The 26,647-nt window shown below is 28.7% G+C and carries 21 protein-coding genes; 20 read left to right on the top strand and 1 reads right to left on the bottom strand.

Annotation, left to right across the window (positions count from 1 at the left end; genetic code table 11):
* Positions 1-62: 62 nt before the first annotated feature.
* The 3 genes from ACTG45_RS14790 to ACTG45_RS14780 all read left to right on the top strand — a co-directional run bounded on the left by ACTG45_RS14790 (position 63) and on the right by ACTG45_RS14780 (position 5,352).
* On the top strand, positions 63-1,517 hold the full coding sequence (locus ACTG45_RS14790; RefSeq protein ID WP_479919265.1) for a UDP-N-acetylmuramoyl-L-alanyl-D-glutamate--2,6-diaminopimelate ligase: 1,455 nt from the start codon (positions 63-65) through the stop codon (positions 1,515-1,517).
* 274 nt (positions 1,518-1,791) lie between these two features.
* Positions 1,792-4,071 (top strand): bifunctional diguanylate cyclase/phosphodiesterase, encoded by a 2,280-nt coding sequence (locus ACTG45_RS14785; RefSeq protein ID WP_479919264.1) that lies wholly within the window; start codon positions 1,792-1,794, stop codon positions 4,069-4,071.
* 243 nt (positions 4,072-4,314) lie between these two features.
* Positions 4,315-5,352, top strand: coding sequence for a GNAT family N-acetyltransferase (locus tag ACTG45_RS14780; RefSeq protein WP_479919263.1), 1,038 nt, complete (start codon positions 4,315-4,317; stop codon positions 5,350-5,352).
* Positions 5,353-5,622: 270 nt separating this feature from the next.
* On the opposite strand, the gene ychF is transcribed toward ACTG45_RS14780, so the two are convergent.
* Complete coding sequence (ychF, locus tag ACTG45_RS14775; protein WP_479919262.1) at positions 5,623-6,720, bottom strand: redox-regulated ATPase YchF; 1,098 nt, start codon at positions 6,718-6,720, stop codon at positions 5,623-5,625.
* 315 nt (positions 6,721-7,035) lie between these two features.
* On the opposite strand from ychF, the gene yfmF reads away from it, so the two are divergent.
* The 17 genes from yfmF to ACTG45_RS14690 all read left to right on the top strand — a co-directional run bounded on the left by yfmF (position 7,036) and on the right by ACTG45_RS14690 (position 26,591).
* Positions 7,036-8,301: an EF-P 5-aminopentanol modification-associated protein YfmF gene (gene yfmF, locus ACTG45_RS14770; protein WP_479919261.1), complete on the top strand. Its 1,266-nt coding sequence runs from the start codon at positions 7,036-7,038 to the stop codon at positions 8,299-8,301.
* 14 nt (positions 8,302-8,315) lie between these two features.
* Positions 8,316-9,602 carry an EF-P 5-aminopentanol modification-associated protein YfmH gene (yfmH, locus tag ACTG45_RS14765; RefSeq protein ID WP_021385478.1) on the top strand — a complete coding sequence of 429 codons (1,287 nt, stop codon included), beginning with the start codon at positions 8,316-8,318 and terminating at the stop codon, positions 9,600-9,602.
* Positions 9,603-9,956: 354 nt separating this feature from the next.
* Entirely contained in the window at positions 9,957-10,703 is a 747-nt protein-coding gene (lgt, locus tag ACTG45_RS14760; RefSeq protein ID WP_479917277.1) for a prolipoprotein diacylglyceryl transferase, read from the top strand.
* Positions 10,704-10,732: 29 nt separating this feature from the next.
* Positions 10,733-11,668 carry a 16S rRNA (cytosine(1402)-N(4))-methyltransferase RsmH gene (gene rsmH / locus ACTG45_RS14755; protein WP_479919260.1) on the top strand — a complete coding sequence of 312 codons (936 nt, stop codon included), beginning with the start codon at positions 10,733-10,735 and terminating at the stop codon, positions 11,666-11,668.
* Positions 11,669-12,146: 478 nt separating this feature from the next.
* The gene (locus ACTG45_RS14750; protein ID WP_021385411.1) at positions 12,147-12,494 is read left to right on the top strand and encodes a hypothetical protein; all 348 of its coding nucleotides are present in this window, start codon (positions 12,147-12,149) and stop codon (positions 12,492-12,494) included.
* A gap of 11 nt (positions 12,495-12,505) precedes the next feature.
* Entirely contained in the window at positions 12,506-14,485 is a 1,980-nt protein-coding gene (locus ACTG45_RS14745; RefSeq protein WP_479917276.1) for a stage V sporulation protein D, read from the top strand.
* 166 nt (positions 14,486-14,651) lie between these two features.
* Positions 14,652-16,025: a UDP-N-acetylmuramoyl-tripeptide--D-alanyl-D-alanine ligase gene (locus tag ACTG45_RS14740; protein WP_479917275.1), complete on the top strand. Its 1,374-nt coding sequence runs from the start codon at positions 14,652-14,654 to the stop codon at positions 16,023-16,025.
* Positions 16,026-16,068: 43 nt separating this feature from the next.
* Positions 16,069-17,034: a phospho-N-acetylmuramoyl-pentapeptide-transferase gene (mraY, locus tag ACTG45_RS14735; RefSeq protein ID WP_021385460.1), complete on the top strand. Its 966-nt coding sequence runs from the start codon at positions 16,069-16,071 to the stop codon at positions 17,032-17,034.
* An 18-nt stretch (positions 17,035-17,052) separates the two neighbouring features.
* A complete protein-coding gene (murD, locus tag ACTG45_RS14730; RefSeq protein WP_479919259.1) occupies positions 17,053-18,408 on the top strand; it encodes a UDP-N-acetylmuramoyl-L-alanine--D-glutamate ligase in 1,356 nt (451 codons plus the stop codon).
* Positions 18,409-18,459: 51 nt separating this feature from the next.
* Positions 18,460-19,590 carry a stage V sporulation protein E gene (gene spoVE / locus ACTG45_RS14725; protein WP_021385452.1) on the top strand — a complete coding sequence of 377 codons (1,131 nt, stop codon included), beginning with the start codon at positions 18,460-18,462 and terminating at the stop codon, positions 19,588-19,590.
* Positions 19,591-19,607: 17 nt separating this feature from the next.
* Positions 19,608-20,834 carry an undecaprenyldiphospho-muramoylpentapeptide beta-N-acetylglucosaminyltransferase gene (gene murG / locus ACTG45_RS14720; protein ID WP_021385369.1) on the top strand — a complete coding sequence of 409 codons (1,227 nt, stop codon included), beginning with the start codon at positions 19,608-19,610 and terminating at the stop codon, positions 20,832-20,834.
* 270 nt (positions 20,835-21,104) lie between these two features.
* Positions 21,105-21,845: a cell division protein FtsQ/DivIB gene (locus tag ACTG45_RS14715; protein ID WP_479919258.1), complete on the top strand. Its 741-nt coding sequence runs from the start codon at positions 21,105-21,107 to the stop codon at positions 21,843-21,845.
* Between the two features lie 22 nt (positions 21,846-21,867).
* Entirely contained in the window at positions 21,868-22,566 is a 699-nt protein-coding gene (locus ACTG45_RS14710) for a DUF881 domain-containing protein (protein ID WP_021385446.1), read from the top strand.
* Between the two features lie 4 nt (positions 22,567-22,570).
* The gene (locus ACTG45_RS14705; protein ID WP_021385504.1) at positions 22,571-23,245 is read left to right on the top strand and encodes a DUF881 domain-containing protein; all 675 of its coding nucleotides are present in this window, start codon (positions 22,571-22,573) and stop codon (positions 23,243-23,245) included.
* A 98-nt stretch (positions 23,246-23,343) separates the two neighbouring features.
* Entirely contained in the window at positions 23,344-23,697 is a 354-nt protein-coding gene (locus ACTG45_RS14700) for a small basic family protein (protein ID WP_021385508.1), read from the top strand.
* Positions 23,698-23,885: 188 nt separating this feature from the next.
* A complete protein-coding gene (gene ftsZ, locus ACTG45_RS14695) occupies positions 23,886-25,043 on the top strand; it encodes a cell division protein FtsZ (RefSeq protein WP_021385415.1) in 1,158 nt (385 codons plus the stop codon).
* Between the two features lie 273 nt (positions 25,044-25,316).
* Positions 25,317-26,591 carry an ABC transporter substrate-binding protein gene (locus ACTG45_RS14690; protein ID WP_479919257.1) on the top strand — a complete coding sequence of 425 codons (1,275 nt, stop codon included), beginning with the start codon at positions 25,317-25,319 and terminating at the stop codon, positions 26,589-26,591.
* Positions 26,592-26,647 lie beyond the last annotated feature (56 nt).

The following is a 26,647-nucleotide window of genomic DNA, read 5'->3' as shown; positions in this document are numbered from 1 at the left end:
TTAATATAATATTATATGTAGTGTAATTTTAGCAGAAAGAGTTTAAAGGGAGGAAAGCATTTATGAAATTAAATGATATTATACAAGGGTTGGATATAATCAATGTCAAAGGTGAATTAAATATAGATATTAATAATGTACAATATGATTCAAGAAAGGTTACAGAAGGTACATTATTTGTATGTATAAAAGGATTTGTATCAGATGGCCATAAGTATATAAAAGATGCTGTAGAAAAGGGAGCAAAAGCCTTTATTGTTGAAGAAGATGTAGAAATAGAAGGATATACATTTATAAAGGTAAAAGATACAAGAAAAGATATGGCAAAAATAGCTGATAATTTTTATAATCATCCATCTCAGAAATTTAATGTTATAGGAGTTACAGGTACTAATGGAAAAACTAGTATAACTACTATACTAAATGAGATATTAACTTTAAATAAAAATAAAGTTGGTCTTATAGGAACTATAAAAATTTTTGATGGGGAAAAAGACATTGTTTCAAGTTCAACAACTCCAGAAAGTATAGATTTACAATACCATTTTAATAACATGTTAGATAATGGATGTGATTACTGTGCGATGGAAGTTTCATCTCACTCATTGGCATTAAATAGAGTTGATGAGACAGACTTTAAACTGGGCATATTTACAAATTTAACACCTGACCATTTAGATTTTCATAAAGATTTAGAGGACTATAGAAAAGCCAAAGAAAAATTATTTTTTAAGACTACTATGGCTAATATAATAAATATAGATGATGAAGGTGGAAAAAAGATATACGAAAATGTAAAAAGTTTAAATGTACCTTGTTACACTTATGGTGTTGACACTAAAGCTGATTTTATGGCTAGAGATATAAAATCAGATTCAGATGGGGTATCTTATAGATTAATAACACCTTCTTATGAAGAAGTTATATTTATACCTGTTCCAGGAATGTTTACAGTATATAATACTTTGGCAGTTATAGCTGCTTGTTATGTACTTGGTATACCTAAACCAGTGTATAAAGAAGGGCTTAGACTTTCTAATGGAGTATCAGGAAGGTTTGAAACAGTTCCAAATGATAAGGGTATAAGTGTAATTGTAGATTATGCTCATACTCCTGATGCACTTGAAAATGTATTGAAAACAACTCAACAATTTGCAGAAGGAAAAATAATTTCTGTATTTGGATGTGGTGGAGATAGAGATACTGAAAAGAGACCTTTAATGGGAGCTATTGGACAAAAGTATTCTGATTTATGTATTATAACTTCTGATAATCCAAGAACTGAAGAACCAGAAGCAATAATAAAAGATATACTTGAAGGAATTGATAAGAAAAAAGAAAATTATCATGCTGTTGTTGATAGAAAACAGGCTATAGCAGAGGCCATAAGTACAGCAAAGAAAAATGATGTTGTTATTATAACAGGTAAGGGACACGAGACTTATCAAATTATAGGTAAAGTTAAGCATCATTTTGATGATAAAGAAGTTGCAAATGAATGTTTAAGTAAAATGTAACATGAAAATTTAATAAAATATACCATCTAAAAATGTAATATCAAAATCTGTTTTGATATTACATTTTTATTTTTTATATGGGAATTATTGTAAAATGGGTAATACGATAATATAAGTTATAATATCCTTGCTAGTTAATTTATTATTGTAATAAAGTTTATAATTTTGTATAATTACAGTAAATATGGAAAAATAAGTATCATTATAAAATGCTTACAGTAACTGACACAAAATAATAATTATATATATAGATTCTAGAAAGGCAGGAAGCATAATGTTAAGTGATGCAAAAAATAATAGGCACGGTTTGTCAATAATTGCTGTCATAAGTATCTTAGTAATTACAATTTCCTGTTTGATTTATGGTTCAAGGTTGAATAAGACATTAGGGGAAGAAACGAATCAATATCTTTCAGAAATAGCAAATCAAAGCGTAAATGTATTAAAAAAGCAAATTAATGGAGATATAAAGCTACTACAATCAATTTCAATATTTGTTGAAGGAGAAGGGTCTTTTGAAGTAAATAATATCCTTTCTATACTTAAAAGAGAGTCTGTTAATAGTTCATTTAAACGAATGGGAGTTATTTTACCAAATGGAACAGCATATACTACAGATGGATATATAGAAGATTTCTCTAAAAGAGATTATTTTTTAGAATCGATGCAGGGAGAAGTGGTTATAACAGGAAAATTAAAAGATGTAATAGAAGATGACAAAAATGTTAATAACGACATTAATGTATATTCTGTACCAATTTATAAGGGTAATGAGGTTAAAGGAGTCATATTTGCCACACATAATACAAAGTTGTATGAAAAGATACTTTCTGTACCAACATTTAATGGAAAAGGATATTCTTATATAGCTAAGAGTAATGGAGATATTGTTTTAAATCCAAGTAGTAAAAATGCCAATACGAACAAGGAAAATTTATTTACTTATATTGGTAAAAGCGATTCTTTATCAAAATCTACTCTTAATGGCATGAAGTCAAATATAAAAAATTTTAAGTCAGGTTCATTGAGTTATAATATGTCTGGAAGAGGATATTATTTGAGTTATGCACCAATAGGAATCAATGATTGGTATCTTTTTTCTGAAGTTCCTAAAACTGCTGTATCTGAGAAATCATATGCTATTATAAAGCTTACATTATCGGCATGTGTAGTTTTGATTATAATATTTACAGCATTAACAATTTACATATTGTTTATACAAAAAAAGAGTAAGGAAAAATTAGAAGATTTTGCATTTAAGGACAACGTTACAGGTATCGGAAATTCAAATAAATTTAATCTTGAAGGTGGCAAATTTTTATCATCTCACGAGAAAAAGAATCTAGTTTTAATTTATTTTGATATAGATAAATTTAAGTTAGTGAATGATAGGTTTGGGTATGAAGAAGGAGATAGAGTATTAAAAGAAATAGCAGATATAATTAAGAATATATTCAAAGAACAAGCCGTATTTTCAAGAATTTCAAATGATAATTTTGCTATAATATTTGAAAAGAAAAATAATAGAGAATCAGTTATTGAAATATGTGAACTTATACGTAAAAAAATGTCAATGATAAAAACTAGTTTGGGAGTAGAACTAAATTTAATTCCATCTATAGGTGTATATTTTGTTGAAGATAGAGAAACAAATATTTCTACTTGTCTTGATAAAGCTATGATTGCAAAAACTACAGTAAAAAGAAAATATTTAAAAGTCTATGAAATTTATGCAGAAAACTTAAAAGAAACTCTCATAGAGGAACGTGATATTGAGCAAGAAATGCATGATGCTTTAACTAATGAACAATTTAAAGTTTATTTACAACCTAAAATCGAATTATCAACTGCTAAAATTGTAGGTGCTGAAGCTCTTGTACGTTGGCAACATCCTAAAAAAGGATTAATAAGTCCAGGTGTGTTTATTCCTATTTTTGAGAAGAATGGTTTTATAACAGAATTAGATATGTTTGTATTTACTCAAGTTTGTAAAAATTTTAAACGTTGGGAAAATGAAAATTTCCCTACATTTCCTATCTCAATAAATTTATCAAGGGTACATCTTGAGAATCCAGATTTTATATTTGAACTTGAAAATATAACAAAAGAATATGGAATTGAACCAGATTTGATTGAAATTGAGCTTACAGAAAGTGCAATTTTTGATAATACAAAAATATTGTTTAAAATAATGCAGGATTTAAAATCTGTTGGATTCAAAATTTCTATGGATGATTTCGGTTCAGGTTATTCTTCCTTAAATATGCTTAAAGATATGCCAATTGATGTATTAAAATTGGATAGAGAATTTTTTATAACAGTAGGAGATATGAAGAAAAGTCAAATTGTAGTTTCAAGTATTGTTCAAATGGCAAAACAACTTGATATAAAAGTTGTTTCAGAAGGTGTTGAGACATTGGAGCAAGCTGAGTTTTTAAGATTTATAGGTTGTGATATGGCTCAAGGATTTTTATTTGCTAGACCAATGCAAATCGAAAAATATGAAAAACTAATATTAGATAGATATAATGTAAAAGGAAAAGAAACAAATTAAATAAACTTATAAAACATAACATAAAAATTTATAAAAAGTGAACCTTGTTTAATCAATGCTCACTTTTTTTATATAACAATACACTATTATAAGAATATTAATTGTTACAGGAATATTATTTTAGGAATTAGATGATATTTTGTAAAAAACATATAAAATATTCTGATATAAACTTTTAATGTAATAGTATGATTTATGAAATTAAGCATATTAAAAATTATTTAAAAAATTGGGAGGATAAATTTGGATAATATAATAATTAGAGAAATGGTAGCTGAAGAAAGAAGGTTCGTGTGGGAACTTGGTAAATCAAGCTTTGGATTGGTTGAAGGTTTGGCATTTAAAAAGCCAAAAGAAGCTTTTATTGCAATAGTGGATGGTCATATTGTTGGTATGGCTTCTTATAGAATTTTTCCTGCGAAAAATGGTCAAAAGATTGGATATCTAGAGACAGCCTACGTAAAAAAGGGCTATGAGGGAAAAGGAATAGGAAGTGAACTTTATAAAAAGGTAACTATGTTTTTAAAAGAGCATGATTGTAGAACTGTAACTGCCACAGTAAAAGATGATAATGTTGCATCATGGAAGCTCTTTGAAAATAATGGATATAATATTATGAGTTTTACACAGATGTTTCAAAACTATGGGTTAATTGGAACTGTGCAATTATGGATATATAGTACGCTTTTTATTGCTTCTGGATTTCATCTATGGAGTACCTCAGCACAAAAAAGTAATTCATCAATTCAACAATTAGGAATTTATATGATTTTAAACTTATTGATATTGCTCCCTGTTTTATTGTTTAATAATAATTTACCTGATTTTAGTATCATGGTAGGTGCATTTTTTTCTTTGTTGATTATTCTATTAATTGGTGGTATGTTTGCAACTTTAATTTTGCCTGAAAAATGGACATTTACTGTTACACGAGGTGGATTGTTTATATCACTATTGGTTACAGTATTAGGAGGTATATGGCCAATAATAGGTAGATTTTATCCTAAAGAGTATAAGTCAACTGCTAAATTTAGATGTAACATGGCTATTGAAGGATTGTTTGAATGGTTAGGATTATTGTGTTTTGTTTTGTGGGTAGCAGTTGAAGGACAATCACAATTTTGTGAATACATAGTTTCACTTGGAAAAACCTTGTTGATTTTACATAGCATACCTTTTTATCCATTTGAATGTTTTGGAGGAAAGCGTATTTGGAATTATAGTAAAATACTTTCAGTAGCAACAGTAGTAATTTCTGTAGGGATATTATACATATTTTAGAAATGTAATTTTATAATTAAGATTTTAGATTAAAGTTTTATTAAATAGCAAACAATTAACTTATGAATTTAATTGTTATATGTGATAGATTATATTTTATCATAATAAAAAAGAGAGCTTTTCATTATGATTATTATAAACCATTTGAAATAACTCTCTTTTTTATAAAAAATTTATATAATTATTGCAGATAATAAAAAATTTATTATTATAAGTCTAATCTTCTAGTTATCATACATATAATAGTCAAAGTGTACAACGTTAATCATTTTAGACATTAAATCTAAATAATATTACATCTCCATCTTTAACTATGTATTCCTTACCTTCTAATTTAACTAACCCTTTTTCTTTAGCAGCAGCCATAGTACCATGCTCAACTAAATCATTAAAAGCTATTGTTTCAGCTCTTATAAATCCTCTTTCTATATCAGAATGTATCTTTCCTCCTGCTTGAGGTGCCTTACTTCCAACTTTTATAGTCCATGCTCTAACTTCTTTTGGACCAGCAGTTAAGAATGAAATTAAACCAAGTAAAGCGTAAGAAGATTTTATAAGTTTATCAAGTCCTGATTGTTCAAGACCTAATGTCTCTAAGAACTCTTTCTTTTCTTCAGGAGAATCAAGTTCAGAAATTTCTGCTTCTATTTGTGCACATACAACAACCACTTCAGCATCTTCTGTTTCTGCAAATGCTTTAACTTGTTGAACATACTTATTATTTTCTCCATTATCAGCTAAATCATCTTCTGATACGTTTGAAGCGTATATAACAGGTTTAGATGTAAGTAAATCTAGTGAATTTACGAATACTTGTTCATCTTCTGTAAATTCCATAGTTCTTACACATTTACTATCTTCTAAAGTAGACATGATTGATTTTAATAAATCAAGTTCAGAACCTAAAGTCTTATCAGCTTTAGCAGCTTTTTGAGTTTTATGAATTCTTCTTTCAAGAATTTCTATATCAGAGAAAATTAATTCTAAGTTTATAGTTTCTATATCACGAAGTGGGTCTACAGAACCATCTACATGTATAACATTTTCATCTTCAAAGCATCTAACAACATGGACTATTGCATCAACTTCTCTTATATGTGATAAAAATTTATTTCCTAAACCTTCTCCTTTAGAAGCACCTCTAACTAAACCAGCTATATCACAAAATTCTATAGCAGTAGGGACTATCTTTTCAGAATTATATAATTCTTGTAGCTTGTTTAATCTTTCATCTGGAACAGATACAACTCCAACATTTGGGTCTATCGTACAAAAAGGGTAATTTGCAGATTCTGCACCTGCTTGAGTTATTGCGTTAAATAGTGTGCTTTTACCTACATTTGGTAAACCAACTATACCTAATTTCATATTAATCGTCCTCTCTCTTATTCTTTTTTATATTCTTTATATAACTTTAAACAATCAATCTATAGGATTGTAAAATTGTTTTAATTATAGACATACATATTGATTATACATCATATATATTAAGCTTGTAAACTAGACTTTAAAGCATATTGATTTAAATAATATTTGAATTTAATTTAAATAAAAATATTGCTTTTAGAAAATAATAAAAAGGATATAATTAAATAGAAGGTTTTTATATGTTAGTATATACAATTAGAAAATAAATAAATTTCAATTTGAAAATTGATGTTTAAATAAAAATAGGAGGTACATATGGTTAATACTAAGAAAATAATAAATTTGGGTAATAATATTAATCTTACTTTGATAAAAACAGAAAAGTTTAAATCAAATCTTATAAGTTTATATGTTCAAAGATTACTTGATGAAAAAGAAACTACAAAAAATGCTCTAATTCCATCAATAATAGCAAGTGGAAGTGAAAAATATCCTAGTGCTAGAGCAATATCTAATAAGTTAGATGATTTATATGGTTCATCTATGGGAGCTGATGCTGTAAAGCGTGGAGAACGCCAAGTATTGAGTTTCAAAATAATTAATATAAGTGAAAAATATTTAGATGAGAGTATATTTGAAGAAGTAGTGGAATTTTTTAATGAAGTAATAAATAACACGCTTGTTGTAGATGGTGGATTTAAAGAAGAGTATTTAAACATTGAAAAAGAAAATTTAAGGGAAAAAATACAATCAGTAATAAATGATAAAAAAGAATATGCACAAGACAAATGTATTGAGGCTATGTGTAAAGATGAAAGATATAGTATAAGTGAATTTGGTTATGAAGATGAAATAGATAGTATAACTCCAAAAGATTTATATGAACATTATAAAAATATACTTAAAACATCACCAATAGATATAGTTGTAGAAGGTGATTTTGATGAAGATAAAGTTATAGATATAATAAGTAAGAATCTAAAATTTGAAAGAGAAGATATTATAGATATACCAAGAGCAGATTTTATAAAAAATGTAGATGAAGTAAAAGTTGTAGATGAACAAATGGAAATAACTCAAGGTAAGCTAGTTATGGGTTATAGAGCAAATATAGATTATGCAGATACAGATAAATATTATGCTCTTGTTGTGGGAAGCAATGTATTAGGTGGCGGACCTCATTCTAAATTATTTGTGAATGTAAGAGAAAAAGAAAGTTTATGTTATTATATATTTTCTTCAATAGAAAAATATAAAAGTATTATGTTTATATCTTCTGGTATAGAAACTAAAGATTATGATAAAGCTGTGAAACTGATAAAAGAACAAGTAGAAAGTATAAAAGCAGGAGATATATCTGATGAAGAATTAGAAAACAGTAAACTTGCCTTAGTTAACTCTATGAAATCTATAACGGATAATATAGGTGGTATGTCTGATTTTGCTTTTTCTCAGTCTATGTCAAAGACAAATTCTGAAGTAGAAGACATAATATCTAGTATAGAAAAAGTTACTAAAGAGGATATAGTGGAAGCTATAAAAGGTATAGAGCTTGATACTATATACTTTTTGAGAAATTAATGGAGGAAATGTCTATGGAAAAAATAGTTAATGATATATTAAGAGAAGAAGTTTATTATGAAAAATTACAAAATGGGCTAGATGTATATTTTATGCCTAAAAGAGGTTTTACTAAAAAATATGCTATTTTGGCTACTAATTATGGCTCAAATGATTTGGAATTTATACCAATTGGAGAAGATAAAAAAATTAGAGTAAATGAAGGAATAGCACACTTTCTAGAGCATAAAATGTTTGAACAACCTGATGGAGGAGATGCATTTGATAAATTTTCTAAATTAGGAGTAAATGCAAATGCATTTACTAATTTTACAATGACAGCATACTTATTTTCTGCTACTGAAAATTTTTATGAGAGTTTAGAACATTTAATTGACTATGTACAAACACCTTATTTTACAGATGAAAATGTTGAAAAGGAAAAAGGTATAATAGCACAAGAAATAAAAATGTATAATGATGACGCTGACTGGAATGTATATTTTAATTGTTTGAAGGCAATGTATGTAAATTATCCTGCTAGAATTGACATAGCAGGAACAGTAGATAGCATATATAAAATAACTAAAGAAGAACTATATAAATGTTACAATACTTTTTATAATCCAGGAAATATGGCTTTATTTGTTGTTGGTGATTTGGATGTAGAAAAAGTTATAGATGTAACTAAAAAATCAAATAACTATGATGTAGATAAACTTTCTAAGAGTATAGAAAGGTTTTATCCAGAAGAACCTAAAAGTGTAAAAGAAAAAGAAGTCATAGAAAAATTTCCTATATCTATGCCTATGTTTAATATAGGATTTAAAGATAGTAATGTTGGTTTAAAAGGAAAAGAGCTTTTACGTAAAGAGATTGTAACTGACATACTTGTAGGTATGTTATTTAAAAAAGGAAGTAAACTTTATGAAGATTTATATATGCAAGGATTAATAAATGAAAATTTTGGAGCTGGATTTTCATCTCAAGTAGATTATGCTTTTAGTATAATAGCAGGAGATTCTAAGGAACCTAAAAAGGTAAAAGATATAATTATTGAGTATATAGAAAACTCAAAAAAAGAAGGTTTATCTAAAGCGGAATTTGAAAGAACTAAGAAGAAAAAAATTGGTTCTTTTATTAAATGCTTTGATTCAATAAACTTTATAGCAAACAGTTTTATATCTTATATATTTAAGGATATAAATATATTGGATTATTTAGATGTTATTAAAGATATTACTTTTGATGAAGTGGAAGAAAGATTAAAAGAACACTTTAAAGAAGAGTATTGTGTTATTTCTATTGTAGAACCTAAATAAAGATTTAATATAATAAGAATAACTAGATAAATGCTAAATCGTAAGTTTGAATACTTATCTTGTTTAAATAAGAAATAAATTTATGTAAATTAAGTTGAAAAATTTAAGAATCGTATATAAAAATGTATAAGAGGTTGGTGCATAAATGTACCAATCTCTTTGATTTTAAAGAATTTTATAGCAATTATATTGGTATAATATATGTAGTATATTATAGGTATTTGTAGAATTGATTTTAATATTTTTTGTAGAATTAACATTAATATGTTATCATAATTTAGTATAATTACAATTAATTGTAAAGATAATATATTGCTTTGGAAATATTTTTAATTAATACGAAGAGGTGAAGTTATGGATAGAGTGGCATTTACACTGTTTGGAATAGACATCATGTGGTATGGAATTCTTATGGCATGTGGAATGATTTTAGGGACTTTAATTGCAATAAAAGAATCAAAAAGAGTAGGCATTAAAGAAGACGATGTATTAAATGTAGCTATAATAGCCATTCCAGCTGGATTAATCTGTGCAAGAATCTATTATGTAGTATTTAATTGGAGTTATTATGCTCAAAATATGTCTCAAATCTTCAACTTTAGAGGTGGCGGACTTGCTATACATGGAGGTTTAATTGGTGGAATATTAGCAGGTTATATATACACTAAGGTCAAAAATATTAACTTCTTAAAAATGGCTGATACAGTTATACTTGGAATGCCTTTAGCACAAGCTATAGGAAGATGGGGTAATTTTATTAATGGAGAAGCACATGGAGGTGCGACTAATTTACCTTGGGGAATAATGGTTGATGGAGTAAAGGTGCATCCAACTTTTCTATATGAATCTATATGGGATTTTGGCATATTTATAATTTTATTGCTATTTAGAAAAAATAAAAAATATGAAGGTCAAGTTATAGTTACTTATGTAACTCTATATTCAATTGGAAGATTTTTTATAGAGGGATTAAGAACAGATAGTTTAATGTTAGGACCACTTAGAATGGCACAAGTTATAAGTCTAATTGGAGTTATTGGTGGTATAATTGCACATATTTATTTATCAAAGAGAAATAAAAACAATATTAGTGAACAATAGTTTAAATAGTGAATTTAAGGGAGGTAACTATGGAATTTCATCACGTATCAGTTCTTTTAAATGAGTGTATAGAAAATTTAAATATAAAGCCAGATGGAGTATATGTAGACTGTACTATGGGAGGAGGAGGTCATTCTAAAGAGATAGTAAAAAAACTATCAGATAAAGGATTATTTATAGGATTTGACCAAGATAAAAATGCTATAAATACAGCAAGAGAGAGATTGAGTGAATATGAAGGTAGAGTAAAGTTTGTTCATAGCAATTTTGAAAATATAAAAGAAGAGTTAGAAAAAATAGGAGTTCACAGGATTGATGGGGTACTAGCAGATTTAGGAGTATCATCTCATCAACTTGATGAAGCCGATAGAGGTTTTTCTTATATGCAAGATGCACCACTTGATATGAGGATGGATGTCAGATGTGAGTTTTCTGCATATGATGTTGTAAATACTTATACAGAAGATGAACTTGCTAAGATAATAAAAGATTATGGTGAAGACAACTGGGCTAAACGTATAGCTAAATTTATAGTTGAAGAAAGAGCAAATAAACCAATAGAAACTACAGGTGAATTGGTAGATGTAATTAAAAAAGCCATTCCTAAAAAAGCTAGAATAGATGGACCTCATCCAGCTAAAAGAACTTTTCAAGCTATACGAATAGAAGTAAATAATGAGCTTGGAGTAATTACGAAGATGATAAATGATGCTTCTTCTATAATGAATGATGGTGGAAGAATATGTATAATAACATTTCATTCATTGGAAGATAGAATAGTAAAGAATGCATTTAAATATCTAGCATCAGATTGTATATGCCCACAGCATTTGCCTATATGCCAGTGTGATAAAGAATCTGAGGTAAAAATAATAACTAGAAAACCAATATTACCAAGTGATGAAGAAATAGAAGTAAATCCACGTTCAAGAAGTGCTAAGTTAAGAGTAGCAGAAAAAATATAACTTTTACAATCTAGAATTAAAGAATAAGCTTGTGTAAATGAGAGCTATTATACACAATTAAAAAGTATGATAGATTATGTTGCATTAAAAGGTAATTGCGATACAGTTGATGGTATAAGGTATATTTTTGTTACTGATATAAGTTATGAAGATTGAAATACAAAAATATCGAGATAGATAATATAATGAAGAGATTAGTAATAGAAAATAGATAAACTAGTTGCATATTGTACTTATGGAAAATATTATCTTAATATAATATAAGTAATAAAAATAAATAAAAATTAGTATATAACCTATAGATTCAATATAAGAGTATAAGTGAATTTATAGGTTTTTTTGTTGTGTATAGAAAAAATTACAATTAGATTGTTCAATAGTGTATTAATTTAGCAATTGAATTTTAGAGGAAGAGATATGAATAATAACAAATATAGTATAGAGGAAAATCTAAAATCTATATTATCGGGGTGATAATTTGAAAAAAAATTATAAAATACATAATCTAAATGAATATAAAAATAAGAAAAAGAATAATTATAAAAAGAGAAATAATAAAAAAATAGGGACTAAATGTATTTTATTGATTACAACCTTTATAGTAATAATATTGAATCTATGTGGTTATTCAAAAATCTCAGAAATGAAATATGACATTTATTATTTACAAAAAGATTTAAGAAAAAAAGAGATAGTACTAGAGGAACTAAAGGCAAAAGAAACTGAAAAAACATCGATAAAAGAAATTGAGCTAAAGGCAAAAGAATTGCTCAATATGGACTATCCAAAAGATGGACAAATAAAGTATATAGATGTGGATAACTAGGGGGAATAGATTTGAGAAAAGTAAAGAGGATAAGTAAAAAAAGATTGGTACTCGTTCTTATTCTAGCATGTGCATTGTTTTTTTGTCTTGTTATCAGGACTGGATACCTACAACTTATGAAAGGAAATTGGTTAAGCACAAAAGCACTAGAACAACAGACCAGAGATATACCAATAGAACCTAAAAGAGGAACTATATATGATAGAAATATGAAAGAGTTAGCAGTAAGTGTAACTAAGTACACTGTATGGTGCAAACCTGTAGAAGTAGAAGACAAAAAAGAAGCAGCTCAAAAGGTAGCTGATATCTTGGATGAAGACTATAAAGATATTTATGCTTTAATAAGCAAAAAGAATATGGCTCTTGTAAAAGTTAAAAGATGGATAGATGATGATAAGGCAACTCAAATAAGAGATGCTAAATTAGGTGGAATATGGGTAGCAGAAGATAATCAAAGATATTATCCATATGGAAATTTTGCACCATATGTACTAGGACATACTTCTTCAGATGCAACAGGTATATCTGGTATAGAAATGCAATATGATAAAAAATTAAAAGGAAAACCTGGAAAATTAATAGTAAGTACTGATGCTTCAGGTAGAGAAATACCACAAGGAATGGAAAAATATTATGAACCTGTTCAAGGTAATGGGCTTGTTTTGTCTATAGACGAAGTAATTCAACACTATACTGAAAAAGCAGTACAAAAAGCTTATGAGATAAACAATGCAAAAAAGGTTACTGCAATAGCTATGAATCCTAAAACTGGTGATATCCTTGCTCTAGCATCAAAACCAGACTATGACCCTAATGATTCTAGAACACCAATATATCCATATTATCAAGAAGAACTTGAAAAGTATAATGATAAAGAAAAAATAAAAGGTTATTATCAAATGTGGAGAAATCCAGCAGTAAGTGATACATATGAGCCAGGTTCTACGTTTAAACTTATCACATCTTCTAGTGCTCTTGAAGAAGGAGTGATTAAAGATGGTGAGAAATTCACCTGTACAGGTAGTGTAACTGTTGGAGGAAGAAAGATTAAATGTTGGAGACACTATAGACCTCATGGAACACAAGAGTTTAAACAAGCAGTACAAAACTCTTGCAACCCTGTATTTGTTGAGTTAGGAAGTAGATTAGGTGTTGGAAAAATGTATGATTATATAGAATCTTTTGGTCTTATGGATAAGACTGGAATTGATTTACCAGGAGAAGCTAAAGGAATACTGTATAACGAAAAAAATGTAGGTCCAGTTGAACTGGCTACAATATCGTTTGGTCAATCTATATCAGTGACTCCAATACAACTTATAACAGCTATATCATCAATAGCAAATGGTGGAGATTTAATGCAACCAAGAGTGGTAAAATCTTATACTGATAACAAAGGTAATATAACTGAAACAGTAAAACCAAAAAAAGTAAGAAGTGTTATATCTAAAGAAACATCTAAGAAAATGTTAGAAATTGCAGAGTCAGTTGTAAGTGAAGGTGGAGGAAAGATAGCATATATACCAGGTTACAGACTTGGTGGAAAAACTGGTACAGCTCAAAAAGTTATAGATGGTAAGTATGCTCCAGGAAAATATATATGTTCATTTGTTGGAATAGCACCTTGTGATGACCCTCAAATTGTAGTTCTTGCTATTGTTGATGAGCCAACAGGAGTGAGTGCATTTGGTAGTACTACAGCAGGGCCAATAGTAAAGGAAATAATGAATGATTCCTTAAAATATTTAGGCGTTAAACCAGTATATAAAGAAGAAGAAAAAGCTGAATATGAAAAGAAACAAGTTCAAGTCCCAGATGTAAGAAATTTAAAAATAGGTGATGCTGTAAAGGCGTTAGAAGATGCGAAGTTAAAACCAGACTTAGATACAGATATAGAGCTTCCAGAGAATACAAAGGTAAAAGATATCTTCCCAAAACCTGGAGTAAAAGTTAATGAGGATTCAAGTATAACACTATATTTTGAAAAGTAAAAAGTAACAGATAATTAACATATACCCATAAACATCTTCAAAAAAACAGAAATATAGTATATAATTATAAAGTTAAGAGTTATCGTAGGCAATGTATATATAACGGTATACATTGCCTTTTGTTGCTAAGACAATATAACTAAGGTTTTAAAGGAGGAGTTTGATAATGGAGTGCTTAACAATAAAAGAGTTAGTACTTGCAACTAATGGGAAGTTAATATATGGAGATTATAATGACTGTGTAAGTGATATAGTTATAGATAGCAGGGAAGCAAATGCCCAAAATGCATTTGTAGCCATAGTTGGAGAAAATTTAGATGGGCATACATTTATAAAGTCTGCATATGATAATGGATGCAAAACTTTTATAAAAAGTGAAAGTAATGGAATAAAATTAGAAAGTTCGGATATAAATTTAATAGAGGTAAAAGATACATCTTTAGCCCTAGGAGATATCTCAAGATATTATAAAGAAAAATTTGATATTCCATTTATAGGTGTTACAGGTAGTGTAGGAAAAACTACGACTAGAGATATGATATATTCTGCCATATCTGCAAAACTAAACATATTAAAAAATGAAAAGAACTTAAATAATCATTTTGGAGTTCCATTGACTTTATTTAATTTAAATAAAGAACATGAGTGTGCTGTAATAGAGATGGGAATGTCTGGATTTAATGAAATAAAATATCTAGTAGATATAGTAAATCCAAAAATTGCAGTAATATCAAACATAGGATTATCACATGTAGAAAAACTAGGTTCACAAGAAGGTATTTTAAAAGCAAAGATGGAAATTACTTCTAACTTTAATGAAACAAATACTTTAATTGTAAATGGAGATGATAAGTTTTTATCTACATTAAAAGAAAAAGAACATGTATATAAACTAAAAACATTTGGATTCAACAAAAATAATGATATTTATTGTGAAAGTTACACTATGGAAGAAGATAGTCTTACATTTATATGCGTTATAGATGGAAAAAAAGAGGAAATATTTATACCAACAATAGGAGAACATAATATATATAATGCTATGTCTGCAATATTGGTTGGAATGTGTCTAAATATTTCTTTAGATTATATAAAAAAAGGTTTAAAAAATTTCAAAGGGACAAAAATGAGACTAGATATAATAAAAAATGAAAAATTAACAATAATTAATGATTCATATAATGCTAGTCCAGATTCTATGGATGCTGCTTTAAAGATACTTGGAAGATATAAAGGTAGAAGGGTAGCAATACTTGGAGATATACTAGAAATGGGTGAAATTTCAGAGTATGGTCATAGATTAGTAGGAAAATCATCTATGAATAATACTGATGTTATAATAACTATAGGTGAAAAATCAGTGTTTATTGGAGAAGAGGCAAAACAATTAGGATTCAACCCAGCCAATATATATCACTTTGAGAATAGAGAAGAAGTACTTAACAAGTTAGACGAATTAGTAAAAACAGGAGACACTATTTTAGTAAAAGGCTCAAGAGGCATGAGATTAGAAAAAATAGTCGAATATCTAAATAAATAAGCTTAAACTAATGAGTTGATTGACAAGGGAGAGGAGTTTTACGATGTTAGGAATAACAGAGCTTACGTACACCGCATTGATTGCGTTTTTAATAGTAATTATAATAGGACCAATATTTATACCAATGCTTAGAAAATTTAAATTTGGTCAGACAGTTAGAGATGATGGACCTCAAACACATCTAGCTAAAAATGGAACACCTACTATGGGTGGAATTATAATGATAGTTGCAATTCTAATAACTGGACTTACAAGAGTAAAAGTTAGTCATGATATGGCAGTAGGTCTTATATGTATTGCTGGTTTTGGTTTTATTGGTTTTTTAGACGACTTTATAAAAATAAAGTTAAAAAGATCACTTGGACTAAAAGCATATCAAAAAATAATCCTTCAAGTTGCATTATCTTTTTATGTTGCTTTTTATCAGTATACATCATCATCAAGTGCTTCACAACTTATGATACCATTTACAGATTTTGTAATAAATGTTGGAATATTATATATACCAATAATGATGTTTATAATCGTAGCAATAGTAAATGCTGTGAATTTAACTGATGGTTTAGATGGATTGGCGTCAGGAGTAACTTTAATAGTTTCTGTATTTTTTATGCTATTTGCAAGTTCTATTGCTGGAAACACAGAAGTTGCAGTTTTAGCAGCAGCAACTGTCGGAGCATGTTTAGGCTTTTTAGGATTTAATTCATATCCAGCAAGGGTATTTATGGGAGATACGGGTTCAATGGCATTAGGTGGAGCAGTTGTAGCATTTTCAGTTCTAACTAATTCAGTGCTTATAATACCTATAATTGGAGGAATTTATTTTGCAGAAGCTCTATCGGTTTTGATTCAAGTTGGATATTTTAAAGCGACAAGAAAGAGATTCTTTAAGATGGCTCCAATACACCATCACTTTGAACAATGTGGTTGGCCAGAGACAAGGGTTGTATTCGTTTTTTGGATTATCACAGTTGTTTTAGCTTGGATAAGTATAATAGCAGTATTTTAGGCCTAGGGGGAATTAAAAATGAACTTAAAAGGAAAAAAAGTTTTATTAGTAGGACTTGCAAAAACTGGTATATCTACAATTAAACATTTAGATAAATTAGGTGCAAGTATAATAGTGAATGATATTAAAGATGAAAATAAATTGAAAAACATACTTGATGAATTGAAATCTATAAATGACATAGAATACATATTAGGACATCATCCAGAGGATGTAGATAGTATAGATATGGTAGTAGTATCTCCAGGGGTACCACTAGACCTACCATTTATCTTGAAATTAAAAAATTCGGGTAAGTATATAATTGGTGAAGTAGAATTAGCTTTTAAATTATCAAATAATCCAACTTTTATAGGGATTACAGGTACAAATGGTAAGACAACTACAACTAGCCTGGTAGGAGAAATTTTTTCGAGAGCAAAAAGAGATACATATGTAGTTGGTAATATAGGAAATCCTGTAATAGATACTATAGAAACTTCAAATGAAGAGTCTGTGCTTGTAACTGAACTAAGCAGTTTTCAACTTGAGAGTATAGATGAATTTAGACCTAAAGTAAGTGCTATACTAAATATCACAGAAGACCATTTAAACAGACATCACACTATGGAAAAATATATAGAAGTAAAAGCAAATATATTTATGAATCAAACTGCTGAAGATTTTTGTATATTAAACTATGATGATGAGACAGTAAAAAGTCTAACTGACAAATGTAATGCTAAAGTAATTTACTTTTCAAGAACTCAAAAAGTAAATGGAGGAGTATATTTAGAAAATAATGACATAATAATAGATATAGATGATAAAATCAAATTTCTAAATAAAGATGATGTAAGTTTACCTGGAGGTCATAATTTAGAAAACTGTATGGCAGCTATAGCAATAGCATATGTCTGTAAAGTTGATTTAGACGTTATAAGAGATGTATTGATGACATTTAAAGGCGTTGAACACAGACAAGAGTTTGTACGAAACTTAGACAATGTAATATATGTAAATGATTCAAAAGGGACTAATCCAGACTCTACTATAAAAGCTGTACAGTCTTACAATAGACCAATAATACTTATAGCAGGAGGAATGGATAAAGGCAGTAATTTTGATGAACTTTTTGAAACTGCAAAGTCATATGTTAAATCAGTAGTCTTGTTAGGAGAAACTGCATCAAAGATAGAAAATTGTGCAAAAAATAAAGGATTTAATGACATACATATAGTAAAAGATATGGAAGAAGCAGTTAATACTTCTCATGAGATTTCAAAAAGTGGAGATATAGTGCTTCTTTCACCAGCTTGTGCAAGTTGGGATATGTATGAAAGTTTTGAAGTAAGAGGAAAAGACTTCAAAGATAATGTAAACAATTTAAAATAATCTCTTACCTCTAAACTTACTTAAATGGAAGAATGGAGGTATATTAGTTGGATGCCTAAAGAAAATTTGAAAAAACAAATTGACATAAGGATGAAGACTGAATTTGATGGAGTAGTATTTTATACTACTATGCTTTTAGTATTTGTAGGAATAGTTATGGTGTTTAGTGCAAGTTTTATACAATCTTCATTTAAACACAATGATGCGTACTATTTTCTAAAAAAGAATGTAATATATGCTATACTTGGGTTTATAGTTATGATTATTACATCAAGGATAGATTATAGTTTTTGGAAGAAAAATGCTACAGCAATTGGAGCTATAGCAGTAGTATTATTATTGTTAGTTTTAACCCCTTTAGGGATAGAAGCAAACGGAGCAAAAAGATGGTTAGGAATAGGTGCCTTAACATTTCAGCCCGCAGAAATAGCTAAGTTTGCTACAATAATATTAACTGCAAAATTAATTGAAAAAAATTATGATAAGATAAAATCTTTGACAAAAGGTGTTGTACCACTTCTCGTAGTTCCAGGGATATTTTTTGCGTTGATAATACTTCAGCCAAATCTATCAACAGCAGGTACTGTAATTTTAGTTACGTTTGTAATGATATTTGTTGCTGGAATGGATATGAAAATTGTATTTGCTATGATTGGAAGTGGGGCTGCTTTATTTGCTGCATTGGTAATTGCTGAACCTTATAGACTTAGCCGTGTCACATCGTTTTTAGACCCTTTTCAAGACCCTCTTGGCAAGGGGTATCAGGTAATACAAGGTTTATATGCACTTGGTTCAGGTGGATTGTTTGGTTTAGGCTTAGGAAAGAGTAAACAAAAGTATTTTTATATACCAGAGCCACAAAATGACTTTATATTTGCTATAATAGGAGAAGAGTTAGGATTGATTGGTTGTATAATAGTTATTATGCTATTTGTAGCCTTGGTCTACAGATGTGTAAGAATAGCTTTGAAGACTTCTAATGTATTTGCTTGTATGGTTGTCATAGGTATAGGGGCACAAATTGGAATACAAGCAGCTTTAAATATAGCAGTTGCAACATCATCAATGCCAGCTACAGGTGTGGCACTACCATTTATAAGTTATGGGGGAACCTCGCTCACCATCTTTATGGGAGCTATAGGCATAGTGTTAAACATCTCAAAGCATGTCAAAATTAATTAACAGGAGATGATGATTTGATGAAAGTTTTATTATCAGGCGGTGGAACTGGAGGACACGTGTATCCAGCTATAGCTATTGCTAACAAAATAAGAGATGAGCATCCAGACGCTGAGATAATTTTTGTTGGGACGGAAAAAGGAATAGAATCAGAAATAGTTCCTAAGTATGGATTTGAATTAAAGACTGTAACAGTACAAGGATTCAAGCGAAAAATAGACTTTGATAATGTAAAAAGAGTTTTTAAGCTTTTTAAAGGTTTGGAGCAATCAAGAAAGATTGTTAAGAAGTTTAAACCAGATGTAGTTATAGGAACTGGTGGATATGTTAGTGGACCCGTTTTATTTAATGCGTCTATGGGGAAAATACCAGCCATAATACATGAGCAAAATTCTTTTCCTGGTGTAACCAATAAGATTTTATCTAAAACGGTTACTAAGGTACTTACAAGTTTTGAAGATTCACATAAAAGATTTCCAGAGGCAGCAGAAGAAAAACTAGTTTTTACAGGAAATCCAGTTAGAAAAGAAATTTTATTATCAAGAAAAAATATTGCAAGAAAGAATCTTGCAATAAGTGAAGAAAAAAGAATGGTTCTTTGTTATGGTGGTAGTGGAGGCTCAAGGAAAATAAATGATGCAATGAGACTTGTAATAAAGAACATGGTAAATGAAGATATAGCTTTTATATTTGCCACAGGGAAAAGCTATTATGATGAGTTTATGGAAAGTATTAGCGATATAAATCTTAAGCCATACCAAAAAGTTGTACCTTACTTGGAAGATATGGCAAATGCACTTGCAGCAAGTGACTTAGTTATAGGTAGTGCAGGAGCAATTTCATTAGCTGAAATAACAGCTCTTGGAAAGCCATCTATAATAATACCTAAAGCATATACTGCTGAAAATCATCAAGAGTATAATGCTAAAAGTATAGAAAAGCAAGGGGCAGGGATTGCAATTTTAGAAAAAAACCTAACTCCAGAGAGCCTGAATACAGCAGTATTTAAACTTTTAGGAGATAGAGAACTTTTGGTTGATATGGCAAATGCAAGCAAAACTATAGGGAAACCTGAAGCCATAGACCTTATATACGATGAGATAATAAAAGTATACAATTCAACGCAGAAGTCATCATCTAAAAAAACAAAAAAAGAAAAAGTTGTTGAAGAAGTAAAAGAAATAAAAAAAGAAGCAACTCCAAGTATAGAAGGTCAAGCCAAAGTAATAGGAATAAAGAAAAGGTAAGTCAATATTTACCCCTAATTTATAATATATTAGATTTTCTAAATTATTATAAATTAGGGGTTTATTTGTATGTACACAAGTCTAAAGATATAAAAATATATATATCCTTTTGTATTTATTTTGATGAAATATTGATTTATTTCTATTTATTTACATTTTATTTAGATGTTTTGTAAGAAAATGAAAAAATTTGACTTTAAATATTATAATTTTCTTGTAGGAAAAATAAGCTCTAAAGGTGTATTTATTAACCAAAGGGGTTGATTATATTTGAAAAAGAGAAGGAAGTTAAATACGAATAATGTCATGATAGTTTTAGTCTTTATACTTATACTATCTTTTGGGATATGTATGATTGTAAAAAGTGATTTATTTGATGTAAAGAAAATAGATATAGTAGGAAATAAGAGAGTGACTAAATCAAATATAATGAAAGAACTAAATATAAATTTACATGAAAATATATTTGCATATGATTTTAAATATATGAAAGATAATCTTATGAAAAATCCATATATAGAAAATGTAGAAATAAAAAGAAAATTTCCAAATAAAATAACTATAAGTTTAAAAGAAAAAGAAATCTTTGCAGTATTAAAAGATGAAGATAATTATTGTTATATAGATAAGAAAGGTAATTTGTTGGAGGAACTTAGAGGTTCTAATGAAAGTAAAAAAGATTTAATAGTAGATGTAGATTATAGCGTTGATGATGATAAAGCAATAAAATTTAAAAATTATAAAACTAAAGAGAATGTATTTAAAACTTTAAATTCTTTAAAAGAAGAAGGACTTTATAGAAAAATAAATTATGTAAACTTAAGAAAAGAAAGCAATATAGATATGCTTACAAGAAGTAATATAAAAATCTTACTTTCTAATGATGATAACTTAGATTATAATATATCTAGGGTAAGTAAAATTCTGATTGACCTGCAAAATAAAAATACCAATGGAGGGACTATAAATCTCAATTATGGAAAATTAGCTGTGTATAGTCCTGAAGGATAGACAATTGTAAGGAAGTGATATATTGAAAAAAAGATTTATAAATAAAAGTATAATCATAGGAAGCATTGTATTAGGTGTTCTTGTTAGTTTACAGCTTAAAATTATTAATATAGAAAATAGAGGTATGACAACTTTTAAAAGAGGAGAGCAACTTACAGAAGAACTTAAATCTCTAAAAAAAGAAAAAGAGGATTTACAGTCAGAAATTAATAGTGTGAAGAAAGATATAGAGACTTATAGAGGTAAAAATGATGAAGGAGAACAAGATATAATTAAGTCAGAAATAGAAAAATATGAAACATTAGCTGGATATACAGATGTTGAAGGCAAAGGAATAAAAGTTGAGATAAATTCTGTAAAAGACTTAGGAAGCTCTGATAAAAACGATAGTATATTATATAACTATGATTTATTACTATCAATGATAAATAAATTAAATTCAGCACAAGCAAGTGCTATATCTATAAATGGCCAGAGAATAGTTTCTAATACATATATGTATTTAAAAGAGGATAAGCTTTACATGAATGACACTGTTATAAAAGAGCCAATTATAATAAAAGCAATTGGTGATTCTGATACATTATCTTCTGCACTTAATATAAAATATGGTATTGTCTGGGAAATAGAAACGTATTATAATGCTAAGGTAAAAGTAACTAAAGAAGACAATGTAGAAATAGATGGACATGGTGATATAAACAAAGTAGAGAGGAACTAATAGTATGAAAAAGAAAATGGTTATATTAGGAGCATTCATATTAGGCGTTTTCATATCAACTTATATAAAATCACTAGACCCAAATAAAGTGTACATAACATTGAGTCAGACTGAAAGTATTGAAAGTGAGATAGAAAATACAAAGAAAGAAATAAAACATTTAAAAGAAGCGCTTAAAAGTAACAAAAAAACTTTGAATGAATATAAAGAAGCAAAAGAGAATGGAAATGAATCTATACAAACACTTATGAAAAAAGAGCTTGAAGAAGTCAAAGAATTAAGCGGTTATTCAACTGTTACAGGGCCAGGCATAACGATTACTATGAAGGATAGTGACAGAGAATTAAAAGATGGCCAGAATCCAAATGACTTGATTATACATGACATTGATATTTTAAGAGTTTTAAATGATTTAAAAAAAGCTGGTGCAAAAGCAATTTCTATAAATGGAGAAAGAGTACTATCAACTAGCAAGATAAAATGTTCAGGAGCTACTATCACAGTAAATGATACTACATATGGACAACCATTTATAATAAAAGCCATAGGAGATATAGATTTATTGAGTGCTGCTATAAATTCTCCAGAATCATATGCTAAGTCTCTTAAAGATATATATGGAATCAATATAAAAATACAGGAAAATAATGGAAATAAAGTGGATTTATTCGCAAAATAAAGCGAAAAATATAAAAAAATAAAGAAAAAATAAGAAAATTTAATAAAAAGGATTGTAATATAGTTGCGTTTCAAAGTAAAATAAAGAGGTGAGGATTTATGATATGGGTTTTAGGAGGATTGGCATTTGGTGTGGTAGTAGGTTACTACATTCCATTTACATATTCTATGGATTATTCCATATATATGTCAGTAGCTATTCTTGCAATAATGGATTCTATTTTTGGAGCGATAAAATCCAGTTTTGAAGATAACTATGACAATGTAATTTTTGTTACTGGCTTCATAGGGAATGCTATATTGGCTATATTATTGACTTATATAGGAGAAAAATTAGGTGTTTCTCTTTACTATGTTGCTGTATTAGTTTTTGGTATGAGATTATTTAATAATTTATCCATAATTAGACGTTATGTTGTTAGCAATATTATGAATAAGAAACGTAAAAATTAAAGAGCATTTGATATATACGTAAATTATTTTATACTCAAGAGTAATATTTGACAATATAAGTAAGAAAATTAAAAAGGAAAATTTACGTTTTTGTGGAATATGTTACTTAAAGGTTAACAAAATAAAAGAAGAAAATGATATAATTAATACATACGATAACTTTGAATCATGAGAGAAGGGGGTTTATGATGCTAAACTTTGACGTAGAATTAGAAGAATGTGCACAAATTAAAGTAATAGGTGTAGGTGGCGGTGGAAACAATGCTGTCAATAGAATGGTAGAAGCGCAACTAAAAGGCGTTGAATTTATATCAGTAAATACAGATAAACAAGCTTTATATACATCAAAAGCTGAATATAAAGTTCAAATAGGAGAAAAATTAACTAGAGGACTTGGTGCAGGAGCAAATCCAGAAGTAGGAAAAAGGGCTGCTGAGGAGAGTAAAGACGAAATAGTGAAATTGCTTCAAGGAGCTGATATGGTCTTTGTTACAGCCGGAATGGGCGGTGGTACTGGTACAGGAGCTGCTCCAGTAGTTGCAGGCTTAGCAAAAGAAATGGGTATACTTACAGTAGGTGTAGTTACAAAACCTTTTGCATTTGAAGGTAAGATAAGAATGAAAAATGCTGAAGGTGGAATAGCAGAACTTAAATCAAAAGTTGATACTCTTATAACAATACCAAACGATAGACTTTTACAGATAGTACAAAAAAATACTTCGATGTTAGATGCTTTTGCAGTTGCAGATGATGTATTAAAACAAGGTATACAATCAATTTCTGACCTTATAGCAGTTGAAGGGTTAATAAACCTAGACTTTGCAGATGTTACTACTATAATGAAAGATAAGGGTCTTGCTCATATGGGTATAGGTAGTGCTAGTGGTGAGACTAGAGCAATAGATGCTGCTAGACAAGCTATTCAGTCTCCACTTCTAGAAACATCAATACAAGGAGCTAAAGGAGTTCTTCTTAACGTTACTGGTGGACCTAACTTAGGATTATTTGAAGTTAATGAAGCATCTACTTTAGTTATGGAATCCTGTGACCCAGAGGCAAATGTTATATTTGGTGCTTCTATAAAAGAAGACTTAGGCGATGAAATAATGATTACAGTAATCGCAACAGGATTTGAAGGATTACAAAGTGGTATTTTAGACTTAGATACTAAGCCTAAGTCAAGCATACGTTCTTCATTAAATACAACAGTAAAACAAGCTGTAAAAGAAATTGAAGAAGAAGTAATTGTTGAGGAAAAAATAGAAGCTCCTAAAAAAGCAAGTATAATTGAAGAAGACGATGATGAGAGCATGGAGATACCTACATTCCTAAGAAGAAGAAGATAATATGTAAGCTTATAAAGAAGTCAGTAGACTTCTTTTTATTTTGCCTAATTTAAACTCCTAAGACATAAAAATATATTGCAATATTTTGAAATGTAAAAGAAGTTTTTTAATAAATGAATAAAAACAATACATATAGAAAAAAATGATAGTTGTAAGAGTTAGTATAGTTTTTTATGATTAGACAAGGGTAGTCTTATTTGTTAATATTAAATCTGAATTAAATTGTAAATATTTGAGGAAAAAGACAAATTAAAGTCTGAAAGGGGATTAAGCATGATTAAGCTAAAAAAAATTCTTTCTTTAGTGATGGTAGGTGTTTTATCAGTATCAATTCTTGCTGGATGTTCAAAAAAAGAAGATTCTAAAGGTAAAGATGGTAAAGAAAAATTAGTTGTATGGTCTGCACCATTGACAGAACATGATGCAGATGCATGGAAACCAATATTGGAGAAATTTGAAAAGGAAAATAATTGTGAAATTGAATTCCAGATAGTACCTTGGGATAACTATGCAGAAAAATATGCAACTGCAATAAGTGCAGGTGAAGGTCCAGATATAGGATACATGTATGCAGAGATGTTTCCTCAATTTATAGAAATGGGTGCAGTTGAAGATTTGACACCTTATCTAGAAAAATCAGGAACTTCAGATAATTATCTATACTTAGATAATGCAAAAATGATGGGTGGTATTTATGGATTACCTATAGAAGCTGCTAACCCAGGTGTATTGTATTATAATAAAGACATACTAGAAAAATTAGGAGAGAAGCCTCCTAAAACATGGGATGATTTTAAAAGAATTTGTGAAAAAGCAACAAAAGATACTGATGGAGATGGAAAAATCGACCAGTGGGGTCTTGCACAAGGTTGGGGTTCTAAAGTATTTGGAAGCTTAAACTGGAACTGGTATCCTTATTTATGGCAAGCTGGTGGAGATATATATAATGATGATTTAAAATCAGTTAAATTTAATAATGCAGAAGGTTTAAAAGCTGCAAACTTTATAAATGATATGAAAAAATATATACCAGACAATGCTTTATCAAAAGATAGCAATGAAATGGTTGAAAGTGTATTTGGGCCAGGAAAAGCTGCATTTACTATAATGTTATCTTCTGCTGCTACAAGCACTTTTGATAAATCATTTCCAGATTTAAACTGGGGATATGTAACTTCATTAGAAGATAAGACAGTTGGTAGTTTTGCATCAGTAGATGATTTAACATTAATGTCAGCATGTAAAAATAAAGAACTTGGATTTAAACTTCTTGAATATATGTTAAGCAAAGAATCAATGGAAGCTTTCCATAAAGAAATACCAAGAGCTCCAGTTGCAAAAGGTGAAAAATATCAAGGAGACCCAAGATTTGAAGAAATGGTAACAAAAGATAAACATATGTATAGACCATTGACTGTTGGACCTCATGGAGTAGAGATATATGAATACTTATGGAAACAACTTCAAATGATGATAGCTGGAGATATAACTCCAGAACAAGCACTAGATGATTCTGCAAAATATGCAAACGGATTATTAGCACAATAATTTGAATTTAAATTTATAGGCTGTGTAATTTAATTTTATACAAGTAAAAAATTTAC

It is taken from the genome of Clostridioides sp. LIBA-7602 (assembly GCF_056688945.1).
The sequence above is the reverse complement of the archived record's forward strand: the minus strand, read 5'-3'. Positions and strand labels throughout refer to the sequence as shown.